We start from the raw sequence: 20,526 nt of genomic DNA, 5'->3' as shown, positions 1-20,526 counted from the left end.
CGGTGCCGGTGGGCGGCGTGGTGCGAGCGGCTCCGCCGCCAAGATCAGCCTTGGTTCTTCGGGCGTTCGATGGTGCGGCTGCGGCCGCGGAATTCGGCGATGACCTCGGGGGCCTGCCCGTCCCGTTCCCGGTGCACGGTGACGTCGTAGATGCCGTTGCGCCCGTAGCGCGTGCGTTCCGTGGCGGTGGCCACGAGCCGGTCGCCGAGGCGGGCGCTGGCGACGAAGGAGATCTCCGCGCCCGCGGCCACCGTGACCGGGCCGTGACTGTTGCAGGCGCAGGCGAAGGTGGTGTCGGCGAGCAGGAACAGGTAGCCGCCGTGGGCGATGTCGTGCCCGTTGACCATCTGCGGGGTCACCACCATGCGGGCCGCCGCGCGGCCGTCACCCGCCTCGAGCAGTTCTATGCCCAGGGAACGGGAAGCGACGTCGTCGTCGAACATCGCCTGTGCTGCCGCGGACTGCGACACGGGCTCACCGCCTTGCTTACTGACCGAATGGACGGTTGAAAATGCAACCCAGAGTAAAGGCAGTTTCCGGCTCCCTGTCAAGGATCGGCTTCTCCCGGCGGCCAGTCAACGACGACCGTGGGCCGACGCTTCCCTGTCCGCCGCCTTGCGGCTACCATGACTTCCTGAACGTTCGGTTGGTAATTACGGATCGGGAGGTCGGGCTCAATGGCGGAGCATTCGACGGCACTGCGCAGCTATGTCGGCGGCCGGTGGCAGGCCGGTGACGGCGAGGGCACGCCGCTGCACGATGCCGTGACCGGGGAGGAGGTCGCACGGATCTCCTCGGCCGGGGTGGACATGGCCGCCGCGCTGGAGCACGGCCGCCGCACCGGTGGCCCCGCCCTGCGCGAGCTGACCTTCCACCAGCGCGCGGCGCTGCTCAAGGCACTGGCCTCCCACCTCCGCGAACACCGCGACGAGCTGTACGCGCTGTCGGCCCGGACCGGGGCCACGCTCGGCGACTCGAAGTTCGACGTCGACGGCGGCATCGGGGTGCTGTTCACCTACGCGAGCAAGGGCAAGCGGGAACTGCCCAACGACACGGTCTACATCGACGGCGCGGTGGAGCCGCTCAGCAAGGGCGGCACCTTCCTCGGCCAGCACATCGCGACCCCGCTGCGGGGCGTGGCCGTACAGATCAACGCCTTCAACTTCCCGGTGTGGGGACCGCTGGAGAAGTTCGCCCCCGCGTTCCTGGCCGGGGTGCCGAGCCTGGTCAAGCCGGCCAGCCAGACCGCGTACCTGACGGAGAAACTGGTCGAGCTGATGATCGGCTCGGGCCTGCTGCCGGAGGGTTCGCTGCAGCTGGTCTGCGGCAGCGCGGGCGATCTGCTCGACCACCTCACCGGCCAGGACCTGGTTTCCTTCACCGGATCCGCCTCCACCGCGCAGAAGCTGCGGGCCCACCCGGCGATCGTGCGCCACTCCGTTCGGTTCAACGCCGAGGCCGACTCGCTGAACTGCTCGATCCTCGGTCCCGACGCGGTGTCCGGAACCCCCGAGTTCGACCTGTTCGTGAAGCAGCTGGTCACCGAGATGACGGTCAAGGCGGGCCAGAAGTGCACCGCGATCCGGCGCGCCTTCGTGCCCGCCGACCGGCTCGGCGAGGTGGCCGAGGCCGCCGCGGCGCGGCTGGCGAAGGTCACCGTCGGCAACCCGGCGAACCCCGACGTGCGCATGGGCGCGCTCGCCAGTCTCGAACAGCGGGAGGAGGTCCGGCGCTCGCTCAAGGCACTGCTGGACGTGGCGGGCATCGTGTACGGCGATCCGGAACGGGTCGAGGCGCTCGACGCCGACGCCGGGCGCGGCGCGTTCCTGTCCCCGGTGCTGTTGCGCGCCGACGACCCCACGCGCGCCGAGCCGCACGCGGTGGAGGCGTTCGGCCCGGTGTCCACGCTGATGCCCTACACCTCCACCGAAGAGGTCATCGCCCTCGCCGCGCGCGGTGAGGGCAGCCTCGCCGGTTCCGTCGTGACCGCGGACGCCGGATTCGCCCGCGAGGTCGTGCTCGGGGTGGCGCCCTTCCACGGCAGGCTTCTCGTGCTGGATCGCGACGACGCAAAGGAATCGACCGGGCACGGTTCGCCGATGCCCGCGCTCGTGCACGGCGGCCCGGGCCGGGCGGGCGGCGGCGAGGAGATGGGCGGCATCCGCGGGGTGCTGCACCACCTGCAGCGCACCGCGGTACAGGGCAGCCCGAAGGTGCTGGCCGAGATCACCGGGCGCTGGGTGCCGGGCGCACCGCGCACCCAGGGCGTGCACCCGTTCCGGAAGTCGCTGGCGGAGCTGAAGATCGGCGACTCCGTGGTGGCGGGCCCGCGCCCCGTCACGCAGGCCGACATCGACCACTTCGCCGAGTTCACCGGCGACACCTTCTACGCCCACACCGACCAGGCCGCCGCCGAGGCGAACCCGCTCTTCGGCGGGATCGTCGCGCACGGCTACCTGGTGGTGTCGTTCGCGGCCGGGCTGTTCGTCTCCCCCGAACCCGGGCCGGTGCTGGCCAACTACGGCCTGGAGAACCTGCGCTTCCTCACCCCCGTCAAGCCGGGGGACGAACTCACCGTGACGCTCACCGCGAAGCAGATCACGCCGCGCGAAAACGCCGACTACGGCGAGGTTCGCTGGGATGCCGACGTGACCAATGCCGCCGGTGAGTCCGTTGCCAAGTACGACGTGCTGACCCTGGTGGCCAAGGAGGACCGATGACTACGGCAGAGATCGCGGACGCGTTGTCCGAAGAGGACCTGGAACGGCATTTCGAGCAGGTCATCGCCAGGGACCAGCGGATCGAACCGCGGGACTGGATGCCCGAGGGCTACCGCAACACGATGATCCGCCAGATCGCGCAGCACGCGCATTCGGAGATCATCGGCATGCAGCCGGAGGGCAACTGGATCACGCGGGCGCCCTCGTTGCGGCGCAAGGCGATCCTGCTGGCGAAGGTGCAGGACGAGGCGGGGCACGGGCTGTACCTGTACTCGGCGGCGGAAACCCTCGGCGCGGACCGGACCGACCTCACCGAGCGCCTGATCACCGGACGGCAGAAGTACTCGTCGATCTTCAACTACCCGACGCTGTCCTTCGCCGATGTCGGGGTGATCGGGTGGCTGGTGGACGGCGCGGCCATCTGCAACCAGGTTCCCCTGTGCCGCAGCTCCTACGGGCCCTACGCACGGGCGATGATCCGGATCTGCAAGGAGGAGTCCTTCCACCAGCGGCAGGGCTACGAACTGCTGATGACCATGATGAAGGGCACCGCCGAGCAGCGGGAGCTGGTGCAGGACGCGGTGAACCGCTGGTGGTGGCCGTCGCTGATGATGTTCGGCCCGCCGGACGCGGATTCGCCCAACACCGCGCGGTCGATGGCCTGGAAGATCAAGCGGCACACCAACGACGAGCTGCGGCAGCGCTTTGTCGACATGACGGTTCCGCAGGCGGAGGCGCTGGGCGTCGAATTGCCCGATCCGGAGCTGAAGTGGAATCCCGATCGCGGGCACTACGACTTCGGCGAGATCGACTGGGCGGAGTTCAAACGGGTCGTCTCCGGCGACGGTCCGTGCAACGCCGAACGCGTGGCGCACCGCGCGCGGACCCATTCCGAGGGCGCCTGGGTGCGCGAGGCAGCCGCGGCACACGCCGCGAAGCAGAGGAAGGAAGCAGAGGCGGCATGAGTGACACGCAACGGAGCGGATGGCCGCTGTTCGAGGTGTTCGTCCGGGGCAAGCGCGGTCTGAACCACGTGCACGTCGGATCGCTGCGGGCACCGGACCCCGACATGGCCCTGCGGAACGCCCGCGACCTGTACACGCGGCGCAACGAGGGAGTGAGCATCTGGGTGGTCCGCTCGGTGGACATCACCGCGTCCAGCCCGGACGAGAAGGACCCGTTCTTCGCTCCCTCCGCGGACAAGGTGTACCGGCACCCGACCTTCTACGACATCCCGGACACCGTCCCCCACATGTAAGGACCGTCGATGAACAACGACACCGCCTTCGACGCCTTCGCAGAGGCCGAAGGCACCGACGACTCGCGGTGGGCCTTCGGCACCGGGTTCGCCGACCCGCTGTCCGGAGTGGACACCACCGTGCCGTCCGGGGTGGACGGAGCCGTGCTGGCCCGCTACTGCCTGATGCTGGCCGACGACGCGCTCGTGTTCTCCCACCGGCTGCAGCAGTGGTGCACCAACGCGCCCGAGCTGGAGGACGAGATGGCGCTGGCCAACATCGCCCTCGACCTGCTCGGGCAGGCCCGGCTGCTGCTGACCAGGGCGGGCAAGGCCGATGGCAGCGATCGCGGCGAGGACCACTACGCCTACTTCCGCCCGGAACACGAGTTCCTCAACGTCCGGCTGGCGGAACTGGAGCGTGGCGACTTCGGGCAGCTGGTCGCGGTCCTGCTGGTGTTCTCCACGTTCCGGCTCGCGCTGCTGAACCAGCTGCGTTCCTCGGTCGACCCGGTGCTCGCGGCGATCGCGGCCAAGGGCGTCAAGGAGGTCACCTACCACCGCGACTACGCGGCGGGATGGGCGGTCCGGCTCGGGGACGGCACCGCGTATTCGCACGAGCGGATGCAGGCGGGGCTGGACGCGGTCTGGCCCTACGTGGCGGAGCTGTTCGACCCGCACGAAACCGAACTGGCGATGGCGGCGCAGGGAATCGGCGTCGACCCGTCGACCGTGCGGGAGGAGTTCGACACCGTGCTCGCGCAGGTGCTGGCGGCGGCGACGCTGACCGTGCCCGGGGTGGCGCCGAAGGCCGCCCTCGGCGGCCGGGCCGGGCGGGACGGCAGGCACACCGAGGCGATGGGTTACCTGCTCGCCGAACTGCAGAGCGTCGCAAGGACCTACCCGGAGGCGACGTGGTGACCACCACCGCACTCGACGCGCGGGCCGTCGCCGCGACGGTGACGGACCCGGAACTGCCGATGCTCACCCTGGCCGATCTCGGCGTGCTGCGCGAGGTGTCCGAAGTGGACGGCAAGGTGGTGGTGTCGATCACCCCCACCTACACCGGCTGCCCGGCGATGGACACCATGCGCGACGACCTGGTGCACGCGCTGCACCGGGCCGGCTACCCCGAGGTGGAGGTCCGCACCGTGCTGCGGCCCGGCTGGTCCAGCGACTGGATCACCGAGGAGGGGCGCCGCAAGCTCGCCGAAGCGGGCATCGCCCCGCCCGGGCCCGCCCCGCGGCGCACCACCGGGCCGGTACCGCTGACCCTCGGGCCCCCGGCGCGCCGGGTGGCCTGCCCCCACTGCGGTTCGGCCGACACCGAAGGAGTTTCGGAGTTCGGGGCGACCGCGTGCAAGGCGTTGCGCCGTTGCCGCGCGTGCGCCGAACCGTTCGAGCACGTCAAGGAGATCTGAGTGACCGCCAGCACGAAACCCCGGTTGCGGGGTGAGTTCCACCGGCTCACCGTGGCCGAGGTGACCCGGCTCTGCGAGGACGCGGTCGCCGTCACCTTCGCCGTCCCGCCCGAGCTCGCCGAGGCCTACGCGTTCCGCGCGGGGCAGTCGCTCACACTGCGGCGCACCGTGGACGGCCGCGAGGAACGGCGGTCCTACTCGATCTGCGCTCCGGAGGGCGAAGCGCCGCGCATCGGCGTGCGGGAGGTGCCGGACGGGCTGTTCTCCACCTGGCTGGTGCACGAAGTCGCGCCGGGGGACGAGATCGAGGTCGCCACCCCCACCGGCACCTTCACCCCCGATCCCGCCACCCCCGGCCACCATGTGCTGATCGCGGCCGGTTCGGGGATCACGCCGGTGCTGTCGATCGCCGCGACGGTGCTGCGCGAGCCGGGCGCGACGGTCACCGTCTTCTACGGCAACCGCCGTACCGGCACCGTGATGTTCGCCGACGAACTGGCCGACCTCAAGGACCGCTATCCGGATCGGCTCGAACTGGTGCACGTGTTGTCCCGCGAGCCCCGTGAAGCGGAACTGTTCACCGGTCGCCTGGACGCGGGCAAGATCGAAGGGCTGCTCGCCCTGGTGCCGGACCTGGCCTCGGTGGCGCACTGGTGGCTGTGCGGGCCGTTCGGGATGGTCACCGACGCCAGGAAACTGCTCCTCGACGCCGGGGTGCCCGGCGGGATCGTCCACCAGGAACTGTTCTATGTGGACGATGTGCCGCCCGCTCCGGTCCGGCACGAGGAAGCCGCGGTGGCGGGCAGCACCAGCGAGGTGACGATCGTGCTCGACGGGCGGTCCACCACGGCCGCGCTGCCCCGGGACACCACCGTCCTGGACGCGGCACAGCGGGTCCGCCCGGATCTGCCGTTCGCGTGCAAGGGCGGGGTGTGCGGGACCTGCCGGGCCAAGGTGACCGACGGCGAGGTGGACCTGCGCCGCAACTTCGCGCTCGATGAGTCCGAACTCGACGCCGGTTTCGTGCTGACCTGCCAGTCCTATCCGGTCTCCTCGTCGGTCACCGTCGACTACGACCAGTGACGGCCGCGGGGAAGAACCCCGCGGCCGCCGGACAAGTCGGTTGTGGACTCAGGGAACTCTCTGTGCCGGCACGTGTACCCGCCTGCCCAGCCGTTCAGCCAGGTCCTCGGGCGGCTCGAACTCCGGTGGTTCGAGCTGTCCCGGCTGGCGGTCGGCGACCAGTCCGTCGCGGAACGCGACAACCTTTCGGGGAGGAGGAACCAGATCCTCCCCGAGATAGGCCACGACGATGAGATCCTCGCCACAGTGGGTCTCGATCGCCGCGGCCCAGCCGTGGGAATCGTCCCAGATCAGTGCGAGATCCCGATCGGGGAAGCCGGGCAGGTGCTCGTCGAGGGCGATGTAGGCGGTGGCCGACCGGCTCACGGTGCAGCAGGTGGATTCTGCGGCCACGCCCACGGCCTCCGCGATCGCGCCGACGTAGGCGCGCAGTGCCGACTCGGCCGCGTCCCAACCATAGATGTCCACGATCACACTCACTTTCCGTTCCTCATGCCGCCTGTGGGTACCCCCGCTTCCGGCGAACCAACCCTCCCCGCGGGACGCAGCGTGATTCGAACGCAGTCCGTACGCTGGTCGTTATGCGCACGTCGGGAGCGTTCGAAACCGCCGCGAACTTCGGTATCCATGACCATCTCTGCTGCGCGTACGACGACACAGCGGAGTTTTACGCGCGCGCTGCGGAGTTCTGCCGCAGCGGACTCGATCAAGGCCTTCGGGTGTGCGTCGTCACCAACGGTGACGGCGCTTCTCTTCGCGATGCCTTCGCGGCGGACGCGGGGCTTTCCGGTTCCCTGGACGACCCGGCGATCCACTGGGTGCCCGCCGCGCGGATGTACCCGGCGGGGTGGTGTGCCGATCCGATGAACCAGGTGCGCCGCTACATCGCCGCGACCGAAGCGGCACTGGCGGAGGGGTTCGCCGGGCTCCGCGTGATCGCCGAGGCCACCGCCGTCGGCCGGATTCCCGAGCAGATCGAGCCCTTGGCCCGCTACGAACATCGCGTGGACCGCTACATGGCTAGCCACCCGCTGTCCGCGCTCTGCGGGCTCCGGCGCGCGGAGGTCCCGCCGGAATCCCTCGAGCAGATCGCGAGCCTGCATCCGGTGGCCAGCCCGGGTGCGGCGCCGTTCCACTTCTACACCAACGAAGAAGGAGTCCTCGCCGTCAGCGGCGAACTCGACGGCGAGGCCGCCGTGGCCTTCGCGCTGGCGTTACGGTGGGCCGAAACGGCCGTGCCGTCCGGTGAACTCGTGGTCGACGCCCGGGGACTGACCTTCCTCGACCACCGCAACCTGTCCACCCTGGCCGCTCTGGCGGCGAGAAAGGAAGTGACCGTACTCGTCCGCACCGGCAACCAGGCGGTGGGCCGGCTGATCGAACTGTTGAACGTGCGGGGGATCAGCGTGGAGTGCAAGGCATGAGAAGTGGTGCGGCCCTCGGCCATACCGGCTATTTTCACGAAGTATCGGTCTACTCCTCCGACGAGGAGTTCCTGGCCGTGACGGTTCCGTTCCTTGAGGAAGGGATCGACGCGGGGGAGCCGACCATCGTCGCGTTCGACGCCGAGCGCCTCCGGCTGCTGCACAGCGCGATGGACACCTCCACGGTGACCGTCGTGCCGATGTCGGAGCAGTACCGCAGGCCGGCCGTGGCGATCCGCCAGTACCGGCAGAAGCTGGCGGAGCTGACCGCCAAGGGCGCGGAGCAGATCCGGGTCTCGGGGCAGGTGCCCCACCCCGGTACCGGGCACCACTGGGACTGGTGGTCCCGGTACGAGTCCGCGATCAACGAGCTCTACGACGAATTTCCGTTGTGGGGCCTGTGTTCCTACGACGCGCGCATCACCCCCGACGAGGTCCTCGCGGACGTGCGCCGCACCCATCCGTTCCTGGCGGAGCCGGGCGGCCACCACCACAACCGGGACTACCTGTCGCCGGGCGAGTTCCTGCCCACCTGGCGGCAGGCGCCGCGCCCGGCGCCCGAAAGCGGCCCGCCCTTTCTGGACCTCCTGGGCCCGACCGCGGCGGAGGCCCGGCAGGCGGTGCGCCTCGCGCTCGCTGAGTCCCGTGTGGAGCGTGAGCCCGGCGAGGACTTCCTGATGGCGGTGAGCGAGGTCGTCACCAACGGCGGGGTGCACGGCGGGCCGCCGGTGCGCCTCCGCATCTGGAACCACGGCGACCGGCTGGTGGCCACCGTGACCGACGGCGGCACCGGCCCGGCCGACCCCTTCGTGGGCCTGGTGCCCACCGAGGGAAGCCTGACCGCGGGTCTCGGTCTGTGGATCGCGCACCAGGTGTGCCGCCACGTCGCCCTGTATGCCGATGACGAGGGTTTCGCAGTCCGCCTCGAATGCTGAGCGGCTTCCCAGCCCAAGGGCCGTGAGGGGACCCCTCACGGCCACACAAGTGCACGACTCACGGCAGCACCCGTGAATTTGTGCTGCCCTGGGGAGCCGAAGCCGTGTATGCTCGTCTGCGAGTATTCGTGGACGAGGAGGTGCACCGTGAAACGGCGCAAGGTGGGCAACCTGCTGGCGCTGGCCGTGCTGGCCACCGTCGTCCAACGGCCCATGCATCCCTACGAGATCGCGTCCGTGCTGCGGGAACGGGGCAAGGACCAGGACATGAAGATCAAGTGGGGCTCCCTCTACACCGTCGTGGGCAACCTGGAAAAGCACGGGATGATCGAGGCCGCGGAAAGCGGGCGGCAGGGGGGCAGGCCCGAACGCACGGTGTACCGGATCACCGGTGCGGGCCGCGAAGAACTCCTCGACTGGACGCGCGAACTGCTGTCCAGTCCCGAGCGGGAGCATCCGCGGTTCGTGGCGGGGCTTTCCGTGCTGGGTGCGTTGCCGCCGGACGAGGTGGCGGCGCTGCTGGAACTGCGCCTGTCCCGTCTGTCGGAGCAACTCGACGCACAACGCGCCGCACTGGAGCACCACCGCGGCCAGCTGCCGCGGCTTTTCCTGCTCGAAGACGAATACGACCTCGCCGTCCGCGAAGCGGAGGTGGCCTGGATCCGCGCGCTGCACAAGGAACTGAGCGAAGGGTCCTTTCCGGACCTTGCGGCCTGGCGCGCGTTCCACCGGAGCGGGGACATCCCGCCCGAATTCGCCGAGATCGCGGAAAGGGGGAGCGAGCCCGGATAACGGACCCCGGCGGCGTGCTGCAACACGACGCCGAGGTCCTCACGCCCGCACCGGACCCGCACAGGGGCGACCCCGGCCACGAGGTGGCAACCGCAACAATAGCCGGGTTTTCCCTTCCCACGCAGGTCCGGGCACAGCACCGCATCCATAGTGGGGAGAACATCTGTGAACAGAGCACGCACCGCACTGGTCATCGGCGGCGGTATCGCCGGTCCCGTCATGGCACTGGCCCTGCGCCGCGCCGGTATCGAAGCGACAGTGTACGAAGCCTACGAGCATGCCGCCGACGGTGTCGGCGGCATGCTCGGCCTGGCACCCAACGGTCTCGCCGCCCTCGATCTGGTCGGTGCCGGCCACGTGATCGGCGATCTCGGTCAGCCCGTGGCGTCGATGATGATCCAGAGCTGGACCGGTAAACGGCTCGCCGAATTCGGGGGCGGAGACGGGGTACCCGTTTTCCACGCCATCTGGCGCGCGGACCTCTACCGTGCGCTCTACGACGAGGCGAGGGCGCGCGGCATCGCCATCGAACACGGCAAGCGGCTGGTGAACGCGGTGGACCACGGCGACGGGGTCACCGCCGAGTTCGCCGACGGCACGCGAGCAAGCGCCGATCTGCTCATCGGCGCCGACGGGATCCGGTCGACCGTCCGGTCCCTGATCGACCCGGCGGCGCCCGGGGCCCGCTACAGCGGGCTCCTCGGCTTCGGCGCCCGCCCCGACCGCCCCGCCGGTCTTCCGGACACCGGCGGTTCGATGTACATGGTCTACGGCAAGCGCGCGTTCTTCGCGTACTTCGTCGATCCGGACGGTCGCGCGGGCTGGTTCGTGAACCTGCCGCGGCAGGTTCCGATGACCGCCGCCGAGGCGAAGGCGGTCGGCGCGCGCGAGTGGCTGCGGCTGCTGGAGGAGGTGTTCGCCGGTGACCGCGTTCCGGCGGTCCGGTTGCTGCGGCAGTGCGAGCCGGACGAACTGGTGATCACCGGAGCGCTGGAGGACCTGCCGAGGGTGCCCGTGTGGAGCCGCGGGCGCATGGTGCTGGTCGGGGACGCCGCACACGCCGCATCCCCGACCTCCGGTCAGGGCGCTTCGCTCGCCGTCGAAAGCGCGGTGCAACTCGCCCGCTGCCTGCGGGACGCGCCAGGGCATCCGGCCGCGTTCGCCGCGTACGAGGCGTTGCGCCGCGAGCGGGTGGAACGCGTCATCGCCGCGGCCGCGCGCGGCAACCAGCAGAAGGCGGCCGGTCCCGTGGCCAGGGTGGTGCGCGACCTCCTCCTGCCGCCCGCGATGAAACTGCTGTCCAAACCGGAGAAGATGGCCTGGCAGGTGGACTACCGCATCGACTGGGAGGCCCCCGTCGAGGCAACACCAGCCGCCTAGCGGCTGTTCGACGGGCGGGATGCGCCTGGCGGGAAAGGAATTCCGCCAGGCGCTACGGCTTACGGGCGACGAGCCCGGCGACGCAGCGGGCCGCCTTGCCCGGCGGGGCGAGCCGCGGCCCGTCGGGCCACCACTCGTCGCAGGGCACCAGGTCCGGTTCGCTCGTCGCGTTGGGACGGACGATCTCCAGGCCCCGCACCAGTGCCGTGATCTCGTCGCGGGTGCGGAACCAGCCCGCCCCCAGCGGTCCGGAGACCAGCGCGTTTTCGAAACGTCTCGCGACCTCGGTGAGCTCCGGGACCTCCGGGTCGTAGAAGTGCGAAAGCACCACATAGGACCCCGGTGCCAGCGCGTCGAGGTACTCCCGCATGATCTCGGGGCCACCGTCGCCCGCGAGCTGGGGCAGGGTGCCGACGTGCAGCAACGCGACGGGTTCGCCGAAATCCAGGTGCCGGAGCACCACTTCGTGCCGCAGCACGGCGGACGGGGTGAAGATGTCCGCCTCGATCACGTGCACGTTCTCGTTCTCTTCCAGCAGCGCCCGTCCCTGGGCGAGCACCACCGGATCATCGTCCACGTAGATCACCCGGGCGTCCGGATTGGCCCGCTGGACGATCTGGTGCGTGTTCTCCTCAGTGGGCAGCCCGGCCCCGCAGTCGAGGTACTGCTCGATCTTGGTTTCGGTGGCGAGGAACCGGCACGCGCGGGTGAGGAACGCGCGGTTCGCGCACACCAGCTCGGCCGCGTCGGGCACCGCGCCGAGGACGTGGCGCATCACCTCGCGGTCGGCCTCGTAGTGCTCCTTGCCGCCGAGGAAACCGTCGTAGACGCGAGCGATGCTCGGTCTCGACGCGTCCAGCACCGCCGGGAACCGGCTGGGGGGACGGCGTTCGGGCGCACCGGACATCGCTGCCTCGCGGGGGTGGTCGAGCGGTTGACCCACTCAGAGTAGTGCCCCGCGTTCCAGTGGTAAACGCCACACGCGGGGCTACACCGGTTCAGCCCAGCCCGGCGGCCAGGACCGCCCGTCGGTCACCGAGTGCGCCCGGGACCGGCGTCCCGTGGGGTTCCACATCGAACCTGCCGGGGGTTTCCGCGCAGTGGGTTTCACCGTCCGTATCCCGGGACGGGGTCCGCGGCGCGGACGGTTTAATGGAGGACGGTGAACGCGACACTGGCAGAGACGGCAACCGGGGGAAATTCCACGTTCGGCGAACTCGTGCTGCGGCACCGGCGGGCCGCCGGGCTGACCCAGGCCGCACTGGCCGGGGCGGCGGGCCTGAGCATCCGGGCACTGAGCGATCTGGAGCGCGGCCGGTCCCGGGCCGCGCAGCGCCGCTCCGCCCGGGCGCTGGCCGACGCGCTGGCCCTCACCGGTGAAGACCGGGCCTTCTTCCTGGAAGCGGCGCGGCAGGGGCGGCAGCGGGCCGGTACCGCCGTCCGGGCGTCCGGTGCGCCGCTCGCGCTGCCGCCGGTGGTGTCCCGGCTGGTGGGCCGGTCCGCCGAGCTCAACCAGTTGCGGCAGGCGGCGGCCGCCGCCCGCGAGGCCGAGGGCGGGGTGGTCGTCTCCCTCGTCGGCCACCCCGGCGTGGGCAAGACGGCGCTCGCGGCCGCGGCGGCGCACCTGCTGCGCCCCAGCTTTCCCGACGGGGTCTTCGCCCTCGACCTCCGGGGCATGGACGACGAGCCGGTCACCCCGCGTGCCGCACTGGACGCGCTGCTTCGTGCGCTGGGGGTGCCCTCGCCGCAGGCCCCGGCCACGGTGCCGCAGCAGGAACGGGAGTTCCGGTCACTGCTGGCCGGCCGCCGCGTGCTGTTCCTCCTGGACAACGCGGCCGACGAGACCCAGGTCCGGCCCCTGCTGGCGCGCGTGCCCGGCACCCTCACCCTGATCACCTGCCGCCGTGCACTGGCCGGGCTGGAGTCGGGGCGGTGGATCTGGCTCGACCCGCTCAGCCCGGCCGACGCGGTCGCGCTCGTCGCCTCGATCGCGGGCGAGGAACGCATCGCCGCGGAACCGGAGGCCGCGGCGGAGCTGGCGGAACTGTGCGGCAACCTGCCGCTGGCGATGCGCATCGCGGGGAACCGGCTGGCCAGCCGTCCACAGTGGTCGGTGTCCTATCTCGTCTCGTTGCTGCGCAACGAAAACACGCGCCTGGTGGCGCTTTCAGCCGGGGACCTACGGGTGCGGTCGGCGTTCGAGATGTCCTATCGCAGGCTGTCCGGGCCGGCGCGCGAGGTGTTCGGCAGGCTCGCCTTCCTGCCCGGCCCGGATTTCGGGGTGGAGGTGGCCGCGGTGGCCACCGGACTGCCCGTCCCCCAGATGCGGGTCCATCTCGACGAACTGGCCGACGCGAACCTGATCCTCGCCTCGCCGGAGGACGGCCGGTACTCCTACCACGACCTTCTGCGGTTGTTCGCCCGGGAACGGTTCGAGGAGGAGACGTCCGGTGCGCCGGGAGTGTCCACAGTGGTGGACGCGGCGGTGGATCACCTGCTGGGCAGGGCGACCGAAGCCGCCCGGTGGTTCCATCCGGAGGCGGCCGGGGCCGGCGGCCGGTTCGCATCCCGGGAGGAGGCGGAACGGTGGCTGGACCGGGAGACCGCGTGCTGGGCGGCCGCGCACCGTCTCGCCGCGCACGCCGGACGGCATCGGGAGGTGCTCGCCCTGGCCGACGCGCTGTACTGGTACGCGGAGGTGCGGTCCCGGCAACTGCCCTGGGAAGAGGTCTTCGAACGGGGGCTCGAGGCCGCGCGGGAACTCGCCGCCCGGGCCGGGGAGGCGAAGATGCTGAACCTGCTCGGCTGGGTGCGCTACCACTGCCTGGCCGACGACGCGGCTGCGCTCGCCACACACCAGAGGGCGCTGGCGGTGGCCGAGGAGGCGGGCGAGGTCGAGGAACGGGCCAAGGCGCTGCGGCATCTGGCGGTGGTCCTGCTGCGGATGGGCCGCACCGACGAGGCGCTGGCACACGTGCGCCGCGCGGTGGCCGGGGCCAGGCGGCTGGGGTTCTGGACCGGGCAGGGCACCGTGCTCAACACACTCGGCGAGATCCTGCGGGCGGCCGGGAAACCGCGGGAAGCGTTGTCCGTCCACCGTTCCGTACTGTCCTATATGGAGCTTTACCGGGGTGGCGCCACCGCGGACACCTACCGTTTCTTCCGTTCCCGGACCCTGCAGATGATCGGCGCGGACCTGGCGGAGCTGGCGGACTGGCCGCGCGCGGCGCGCCGGTACCGGGCCGCGCGCGAGCTGTTCCGCGAAGGCCGCAACACGGTCGAGGAGGCGGAAGCGGCCGTGCAGGAAGGCGTCGCCTGGCGTGAGGCCGGGGACCACGCGGCCGCCGCGGACTGCCTGCGCTCGGCACTGGCCGAGTTCACCGAACCCGCCGCGCGGTGGTCCCGGGCGCGGACACTGGTGGAGCTGGCGAAAACCCTGGAGCTGACCGGGCAGGCCGGGGCGGCCGCCGAGCACCGGCGCACCGCGCTTCACCTGTGCCGGCGGCTCGGCACACCGGCCGCGCGGCGGCTGGCCGCCGAACTCGAGAGTGCCACGGATCCGCCCGGGCTCAGGCCGGATAGTCGCCGGTGAGGATGGCGGTCGCGAGTTCCACCCGGGAGCGGTAGCCCGTGCGCTGGAACAGCCGGTTCAGCCTGCCTTCCACGCCGTTCTCCGAGACCCGCAGCACGGTCGCCACTTCCCGGTTGGTCAGCCCCTCGCTCACCAGCGACGCGAGCAGCCGCTCTTGCTCTGCCGCCGTCACCCGGTCGTCGGGAACGGAAACGCCGCGCGCCTGCATGATCACGCGCAGCCGTGCGCGGGGCACCAGCGCGTCCAGCTGTCCGAACAGGTCGTAGGCCTCGGCCAGTTGCTTCGCGTCGCCGTGCCCGTGGCGGGCGAGCATGAACAGCGTGTCGGCGATTTCGCTGGGCTGGCCCCGGTCCCGCGCCACTCCCACCGCCTCGGCCGCGGCCGAGGCGTCGCCTTCGGTGACGGCACGGGCGAGCAGGTGGTTGTGCCGCGCCCGCCCGTTGTCCAGCTGGGTCGTGAGCCTGCCGAGTTCGGCCGTGCACCGGGCCGCTTCCCCGGCCGAGCCATGGATCAGCTCCCATTCCAGCAGCCACAGCCACAGATCTTCGGTGCCCAGCACGACATCCTGTTCGGCGGCGTGCGCGAGCCCGGCGACCAGCAGCCGCCGTGCCCGGCCCACGGCGCCGAGCAGGTACTCCACCGCCGCCTCGGCGATGTCGAGCAACTGGGTCTGCACCGGCTGATCCAGCCGCCCGTTGGCGAGGATCTCCCGGGCCCGCGTGAACCGTCCCCTGGCCGTGAGCAGGTGCGCCATCATCCGGCAGATTCCCGTGTGCGCGGGCGGGAAGGCCAGTGCCGCACCGGTGGCCAGGGTGAGGCGGGCCAGATCGAGCGCGCGATCCCAGTCACCGGACAGCGCCGCGTGCAGCGCGAGGTCCGAGGGCGGCAGTTCCCGCGCGGACTGGCCGTGCGCGGCCAGCAGGGCGTCGGCGCGGCCCAGTTCGCCGAACAGCAGGAGGATCCGGGCCCGGGCCTGGACATGGGGGACCCGGTTCCGCTCACCGGCCAGCATGGGCCGCAGTTCCGGCCGCGCCAGGGAGCGTTCCCAGCCGGCAAGGTCTCCCTGGAGCGCGCGGGCTGCCGGGCCGAACAGGAGTCCGAACGCGACGGACGCGGCATTGCCCTCCAGCCAGATGTCCCTTGTCTCGTCGAGGAAATCGGCCGCCTCCGGCCAGCGGTCGGTCAGGACCAGCGCGGCTGCCCTGGTCACCACCTGGTTCGCGGGCCCGCCCGGCACGCTCCGCCAGTCCTCGCCCGCGATCCGGTCCATGGTGCGCACGTCACCCATGCCGCGGAGCCCGGCCAGGCGGGTGACCTCCAGTTCCAGCAGCAGTTCGGGAGTGAACCGGTCCGCGGCGCTCAGCGCCGTGGCGGCCGCGCGGGCCGACGGTTCGGACTGCAGGGCGAGGTTGCACGCGGCGGCGTGCAGGAACATCGCCTCGGCCTGCCGCCCGGGATCGGTGAGCAGTTCAGCGGCGGCCCGCAGCCACCGCGCGGCGTAGTAGGCGTCGCCGAGCATGGCTTCACGGCCGCGTGCCAGCAGTTCCGCGCCCGCCCGCTCGGGATCGGCCGGACGACCGGCCTGTACCAGCTGTTCGGGGAGGAATCGGGGATCGCTGCCGACGATTCCGCCCTCCCACACCGCGTCGATCGCGACCTGGGCGATCCGCCGTCGCTCGGACGGGTCGGCGGAAGACTGCAGCAGCCAGGCGAGCACCGGTAACCGGAACCGCAGGCTCACCCGGTGGATCAGTCCCTCGGACCACAGTGCGTGCAGTGCCGCCCGCACCTGGTCTTCGGCCAGCCCGGTCGCCTCGGCGACGAGCGGGACGCCCCCGCCGGACAGCAGCGGCGCCAGGATGGCGATCGCCTTCGCCACCGGCCACACGGTGTCGCCGAGTGTCCGGATCCCGGCGAGCGCGGCGTGTTCCGCGGGCAGGCGGGGAAGCTGTTCGGGCGGGAGCAGGTAGGCGTGCCGGTCGACCACCCGCAGCGAACCGGCCTCGCGGTAGCCGGCGATCGCGGCCTCCAGCAGAGCGGGAACGCCCCGGGTCGCGCGGCGCAGTGTCTCCGCCAGTTCCCCGGCGGGCCGGGCCCGCAGCAGACCGGTGAGCAGCACCGCCGTCTCGGCGCGATCGGCGGGCCGCAGGGCGAGGACCTCGACCGTTCTTTCCCCGCGCAGCGCGGCGAACGCCGAGCGCAGGCCCTCCGCCGCTTCGGGCAGCGGAGTCCGGCATGCGCAGACGACGGTCGTGGGCGGGTCCTGGGCGAGTTCCGCGAGCGATGCGTCGTCGATCCACTGCACGTCGTCGAGGAACACGACCGCGTGCCGCCGCTCGGCCAGTGCGGCGCGTAGCCGTGAGGCCACCGAACCGGGGTACTGGCGGTCGGTGCGGGTGATGCTCACCCGAACCGTCGGAACGCCCCGCTCCGCCAGACGGGCTTCGGCGTCGGCGAGCACGGTGCTGCGGCCCAGACCGGCGGCCCCGGTCAGCACGACCAGCCGCGGGCCCGCGGCCGGGGCGGCGAGGGCGGCGATCCACTCGCCCGCTCCGGCCCGCCCGGCCCGTCGGAGCCGGTAGGGCCTCCTGCCGCCGGAATCGCTACGCACCCAGGAACTATAGCCACGCTCCGTCCCCGACCCGCCACGGTCCGTCCCAGTCGCCGGGGCGTCGCGAGGGCCGTCGGCTCCGTGAGGTCGGGACAACGGCTACAGCGGTGGGGGCGGCAGCGTGCCGTTGGCCAGAATGTTCTCGTAGATGGTCTCCATTGCTTCGGTCAGCGCCGGCAGGAGTTCGTCCGGCAGGCCGGCGAAGAACAGGTTCTGCACCAGGCCGACGTGTCCGGGAGCGGCCTGCGCGAGCAGGTCTCGCCCCTCGTCGCTCAGGCTGACTTCGGTCGCGCGGCGGTCCGCCTTCGAAGGGCGCAGCACGAGCAGCCCGCGGGCCTCCATCCGACGTGCGTGGTGGGAGGCGCGGGTGCGCTCCCAGCCGATCTGGTTGGCCAGCGCGGTCATCTGCAGGTGCCCTTCCGGCGCCACGCTGAGCGCGGTCAGGACGTCGTAGTCGGAGAGGGAGATGCCGCTGTCGGACTGGAGCTGCCGGTTCATCTCGTAGCGCAGCCGCAGCTGCACCCGGATGTAGGCAAGCCAGGCGCGTTGCTGGTCCGGGGTGAGCCAGCCGGCGGGCGGCGAAGGCTCCTTGCCATTACGTGACATGTCTCGTAACCTGTCGTCGTGGCTGAACGGTGTCGCGGTACGGGAATCTTCCCGTACCGGTCGGCGCAATGGCGCGCTCCCCGCCCCGCCGATCGCCCTACTGACCGTGCGGCTCCAGTGCCTTCCCCCCGAGCAGGCCTGCCCGCGCCATCGACCGACAGGAAGCAACGATGAAAGCACTGGAAGGCAAGACCGCGGTCATCACCGGCGGTACCAGCGGTATCGGGCTCGCCGGGGCGCGGCGCTTCGCGGCGGAGGGGGCACGGGTGTTCATTACCGGGCGCCGCAAGGACGCGCTCGACGACGCGGTCGCCGGGATCGACGGCACGGTCACCGGTGTCCAGGTCGACAGCGCCGACCTCGCCGGCCTCGACCGCCTCTACGGCACGATCAGGCAGCAGGGGCTGCGGATCGACGTGCTGTGGGCCAATGCGGGCGGCGGCTCCTTCGCCACCCTGGAGCAGGTCACCGAGCAGCACTTCGACGACACGTTCGGCACCAACGTGCGGGGCACGCTGTTCACCGTCCAGAAGGCACTTCCGCTGCTCAACGACGGCGCGTCGGTGATCCTCACCGGATCGACGGCCGCGACCGTGGGCATCGAAGCCTTCGGCGTCTACGGTGCGTCGAAGGCGGCCATTCGCTCGTTCGCCCGCACCTGGGCCAACGAGTTGCGCGGCCGCGGGATCCGGGTGAACACCGTCAGCCCCGGGCCGATCGACACCCCGGGTGTCACCGGCCTTGCTGCCGACGACGAGGAAGCCGTCGAACTCAAGCGGATGTTCGTCAGCACCGTCCCGTTGGGACGGATAGGGCGGCCCGAAGAGGTCGCCGATGTCGCCCTGTTCCTCGCTTCCGGCCAGAGCACCTTCGTCACGGGCATCGAAATGTTCGTCGATGGCGGCGCGAACCAGGTGTGACGCCACGCCAATCGGCCCGACCTTCGCGCTCCCGTAAGGGCCCCGGCAAAGTCGGCCCGTTCCAGCCGAGTCCGGCGGACGGGTCGTGCACTGCCGAGCCGTCCGGACTTTGCCGGGGCCTTGGACGAAACGGCCGTGAGGGGGCTCCTCACGGCACGCTTGGGAGCCCTCAGGCGGGGAGAACGGCCACGCCGTCGTCGTCGGCGTAGAGCGTGTCGCCAGGGCGGAAGGTGACGCCACCGAAGCCGACCACGACGTCCACCGCGCCCGCCCCGGCCTTGCTGCTCTTGCGCGGGTTGGTGCCGAGCGCCTTGATCCCCAGCGGAAGTCCGGCCAGCAGGGCGCTGTCGCGCACCGCTCCGTTGATCACCAGCCCGGCCCAGCCGTGCTCCACCGCCGCGGCGGCGATCACGTCCCCGGTGAGCGCGGTGTGCAGCGACCCGCCGCCGTCGACGACCAGCACCGCGCCCGCGCCCGGGGTGCGCAGCAGTTCGCGCAGCAGGCCGTTGTCCTCGTGGCAGCTCACCGTCCGGATGGGCCCGGAGAAACTGCGGTGCCCGCCGAACTGGCGGAACTGCGTGTCGCACACCTGGAGCCGGTCGCCGTGCTCGTCCACCAGATCCGCGGTGCTGAAGGTCGCTGTCACGGCCCCATCATGCCCCACGCCGAAGCCCTTCCCGGGCGGATCTCGCTCACACTCAGGCCAGGCCGAGCGTGGTGACCAGCAGGCGCGCCGCCCCGCCGCCGAGCGCGATCCCGGCGTCCAGCGCCGCGGGTACGTCGAGGTCTTCGGCGAGCAGGCGCCGGATCTGCGCCAGGTCCTCGTCCGGGGTGTGGATTCCCCGTCCCGCGGCGGTGTGCAGTTTGTCCAGTCGCTCCGCCGCGGGCGCCAGCAAGTCCGGCGTGTAGTCCCAGTCGCGGGCCCACGGCCGGTCCAGGATCATCAGCCGGATCACGGCCGCGGGGTGGGCGGCCAGCAACGGCTCCAGCATCACCAGGTTGCCTGCGGACTTGGCCATTTTCGCCCCGTCCACGGTCACCTTCCCGATCTGGAACCAGGCCCGGGCGTACGGCGCGGTGCCGGTGAACTTCTCCGCCATCGCGGCGTGGTAGGCGTGGTGCGGATAGCGGAGGTCGGCTCCGCCGGCGTGGAAGTCCACCCCGATCCCGAACACCGACAACGCCATCGCGACGCATTCCGCGTGCCAGCCGGGACGGCCGGGCGCCCAGGGGGAGTCCCACGCCGGGTAGCCCTCCTCGCTGGCCTGCCAGACCGCGACGTCGAGCGGATGCTCCTTGGCCGGATCGTCGGGCCGTCCCCCGTATTCGGCGGCGAGGCGCAGCGCCGTTTCCGTGTCCAGGCCGACGGAACGGGCCACGCCCTCGCCGCGGAAGTACACGCTTCCGCCGCGCTCGTAGGCGGCATCGGCGTCGAGCAGCGCCTGGGCCAGCCGGATCACGGGTTCGACGTACCGGTGCGCCCGGGGTTGGTAGTCGGGGGCCCGCACGTTCAGCGCGGCCATGTCGCCCTCGAACTGGAATTCCTGGAACGCGGCGAGATCGTCGTACCGGCTCCCGCTGCGGCGGGCCGCCTCGACCAGCACGTCGTCGACGTCGGTGACGTTGCGGCACACGATCGGCTCCACGCCGAGGGTGCGCAGCACCCGGCCCAGTGTGTCGACCCAGACGAAGGTGGCCGCGTGCCCGAGATGCGTGACGTCGTACGGCGTGATGCCGCACGCGTAGATCCGGGCACGGTCCAGCAGGGCGATCCGGCGCCCCGCCAGGGTCAGCGGCAGAGGCAC

At 71.4% G+C, this 20,526-nt stretch carries 19 protein-coding genes; 12 read left to right on the top strand and 7 right to left on the bottom strand.

Features of this window, described 5'->3' with window-relative positions:
• Window positions 1–44 precede the first annotated feature (44 nt).
• Entirely contained in the window at window positions 45–443 is a 399-nt protein-coding gene (gene paaI, locus ORV05_RS25545) for a hydroxyphenylacetyl-CoA thioesterase PaaI (RefSeq protein ID WP_144587787.1), read from the bottom strand.
• 234 nt (window positions 444–677) lie between these two features.
• On the opposite strand from paaI, the gene paaZ reads away from it, so the two are divergent.
• Genes paaZ through paaE form a run of 6 tightly spaced genes read left to right on the top strand, consistent with a single transcriptional unit; the run spans window position 678 to window position 6,461 of the window.
• A complete protein-coding gene (paaZ, locus tag ORV05_RS25540) occupies window positions 678–2,720 on the top strand; it encodes a phenylacetic acid degradation bifunctional protein PaaZ (protein WP_268754542.1) in 2,043 nt (680 codons plus the stop codon).
• Window positions 2,717–3,685 (top strand): 1,2-phenylacetyl-CoA epoxidase subunit PaaA, encoded by a 969-nt coding sequence (paaA, locus tag ORV05_RS25535; RefSeq protein WP_268754540.1) that lies wholly within the window; start codon window positions 2,717–2,719, stop codon window positions 3,683–3,685. Before paaZ ends, paaA begins: the two co-directional genes overlap by 4 nt.
• Window positions 3,682–3,978: a 1,2-phenylacetyl-CoA epoxidase subunit PaaB gene (paaB, locus tag ORV05_RS25530; RefSeq protein WP_268754539.1), complete on the top strand. Its 297-nt coding sequence runs from the start codon at window positions 3,682–3,684 to the stop codon at window positions 3,976–3,978. Before paaA ends, paaB begins: the two co-directional genes overlap by 4 nt.
• A gap of 9 nt (window positions 3,979–3,987) precedes the next feature.
• Window positions 3,988–4,878, top strand: a complete 891-nt coding sequence (gene paaC / locus ORV05_RS25525; protein ID WP_268754538.1) for a 1,2-phenylacetyl-CoA epoxidase subunit PaaC — start codon at window positions 3,988–3,990, stop codon at window positions 4,876–4,878.
• A 59-nt stretch (window positions 4,879–4,937) separates the two neighbouring features.
• Complete coding sequence (gene paaD, locus ORV05_RS25520; RefSeq protein ID WP_268759896.1) at window positions 4,938–5,378, top strand: 1,2-phenylacetyl-CoA epoxidase subunit PaaD; 441 nt, start codon at window positions 4,938–4,940, stop codon at window positions 5,376–5,378.
• Entirely contained in the window at window positions 5,379–6,461 is a 1,083-nt protein-coding gene (gene paaE / locus ORV05_RS25515; RefSeq protein WP_268754537.1) for a 1,2-phenylacetyl-CoA epoxidase subunit PaaE, read from the top strand.
• Between the two features lie 48 nt (window positions 6,462–6,509).
• On the opposite strand, the gene ORV05_RS25510 is transcribed toward paaE, so the two are convergent.
• Entirely contained in the window at window positions 6,510–6,941 is a 432-nt protein-coding gene (locus ORV05_RS25510) for a DUF6292 family protein (RefSeq protein WP_268754536.1), read from the bottom strand.
• A gap of 101 nt (window positions 6,942–7,042) precedes the next feature.
• Between ORV05_RS25510 and ORV05_RS25505 the strand changes: the two genes are divergently transcribed.
• From ORV05_RS25505 to ORV05_RS25490, 4 genes are all read left to right on the top strand, one after another.
• Window positions 7,043–7,885, top strand: a complete 843-nt coding sequence (locus ORV05_RS25505) for an MEDS domain-containing protein (RefSeq protein ID WP_268754535.1) — start codon at window positions 7,043–7,045, stop codon at window positions 7,883–7,885.
• Window positions 7,882–8,820: an anti-sigma factor RsbA family regulatory protein gene (locus tag ORV05_RS25500; RefSeq protein ID WP_268754534.1), complete on the top strand. Its 939-nt coding sequence runs from the start codon at window positions 7,882–7,884 to the stop codon at window positions 8,818–8,820. Before ORV05_RS25505 ends, ORV05_RS25500 begins: the two co-directional genes overlap by 4 nt.
• Window positions 8,821–8,967: 147 nt before the next feature.
• Window positions 8,968–9,612, top strand: a complete 645-nt coding sequence (locus ORV05_RS25495; protein WP_268754533.1) for a PadR family transcriptional regulator — start codon at window positions 8,968–8,970, stop codon at window positions 9,610–9,612.
• A 165-nt stretch (window positions 9,613–9,777) separates the two neighbouring features.
• A complete protein-coding gene (locus tag ORV05_RS25490; protein ID WP_268754532.1) occupies window positions 9,778–10,992 on the top strand; it encodes an FAD-dependent oxidoreductase in 1,215 nt (404 codons plus the stop codon).
• 52 nt (window positions 10,993–11,044) lie between these two features.
• Here ORV05_RS25490 and ORV05_RS25485 read toward each other — a convergent pair whose 3' ends face one another.
• Entirely contained in the window at window positions 11,045–11,899 is an 855-nt protein-coding gene (locus ORV05_RS25485; protein ID WP_268759895.1) for an SAM-dependent methyltransferase, read from the bottom strand.
• Window positions 11,900–12,154: 255 nt separating this feature from the next.
• Here ORV05_RS25485 and ORV05_RS25480 point away from each other — a divergent pair, with 255 nt between their 5' ends.
• Window positions 12,155–14,584: a tetratricopeptide repeat protein gene (locus ORV05_RS25480; RefSeq protein ID WP_268754531.1), complete on the top strand. Its 2,430-nt coding sequence runs from the start codon at window positions 12,155–12,157 to the stop codon at window positions 14,582–14,584.
• On the opposite strand, the gene ORV05_RS25475 is transcribed toward ORV05_RS25480, so the two are convergent.
• Window positions 14,562–17,195 carry a LuxR C-terminal-related transcriptional regulator gene (locus ORV05_RS25475; RefSeq protein ID WP_268754530.1) on the bottom strand — a complete coding sequence of 878 codons (2,634 nt, stop codon included), beginning with the start codon at window positions 17,193–17,195 and terminating at the stop codon, window positions 14,562–14,564. The genes ORV05_RS25480 and ORV05_RS25475 overlap by 23 nt on opposite strands.
• Window positions 17,196–17,294: 99 nt before the next feature.
• The gene (locus ORV05_RS25470) at window positions 17,295–17,801 is read right to left on the bottom strand and encodes a MarR family winged helix-turn-helix transcriptional regulator (RefSeq protein ID WP_268754529.1); all 507 of its coding nucleotides are present in this window, start codon (window positions 17,799–17,801) and stop codon (window positions 17,295–17,297) included.
• Window positions 17,802–17,971: 170 nt separating this feature from the next.
• Between ORV05_RS25470 and ORV05_RS25465 the strand changes: the two genes are divergently transcribed.
• Window positions 17,972–18,721 (top strand): SDR family oxidoreductase, encoded by a 750-nt coding sequence (locus ORV05_RS25465; RefSeq protein ID WP_268754528.1) that lies wholly within the window; start codon window positions 17,972–17,974, stop codon window positions 18,719–18,721.
• A 169-nt stretch (window positions 18,722–18,890) separates the two neighbouring features.
• Here ORV05_RS25465 and rraA read toward each other — a convergent pair whose 3' ends face one another.
• Window positions 18,891–19,367, bottom strand: a complete 477-nt coding sequence (gene rraA / locus ORV05_RS25460) for a ribonuclease E activity regulator RraA (RefSeq protein ID WP_268754527.1) — start codon at window positions 19,365–19,367, stop codon at window positions 18,891–18,893.
• 52 nt (window positions 19,368–19,419) lie between these two features.
• Window positions 19,420–20,526 (bottom strand): cysteine--tRNA ligase, encoded by a 1,107-nt coding sequence (locus ORV05_RS25455; RefSeq protein ID WP_268754526.1) that lies wholly within the window; start codon window positions 20,524–20,526, stop codon window positions 19,420–19,422.

This window comes from Amycolatopsis cynarae (assembly GCF_026802195.1).
GTDB classification, from domain to species: domain Bacteria; phylum Actinomycetota; class Actinomycetes; order Mycobacteriales; family Pseudonocardiaceae; genus Amycolatopsis_E; species Amycolatopsis_E rhizosphaerae.
Note: the sequence above shows the minus strand (reverse complement) of the source record. Positions and strands in the feature narration are given on the sequence as shown.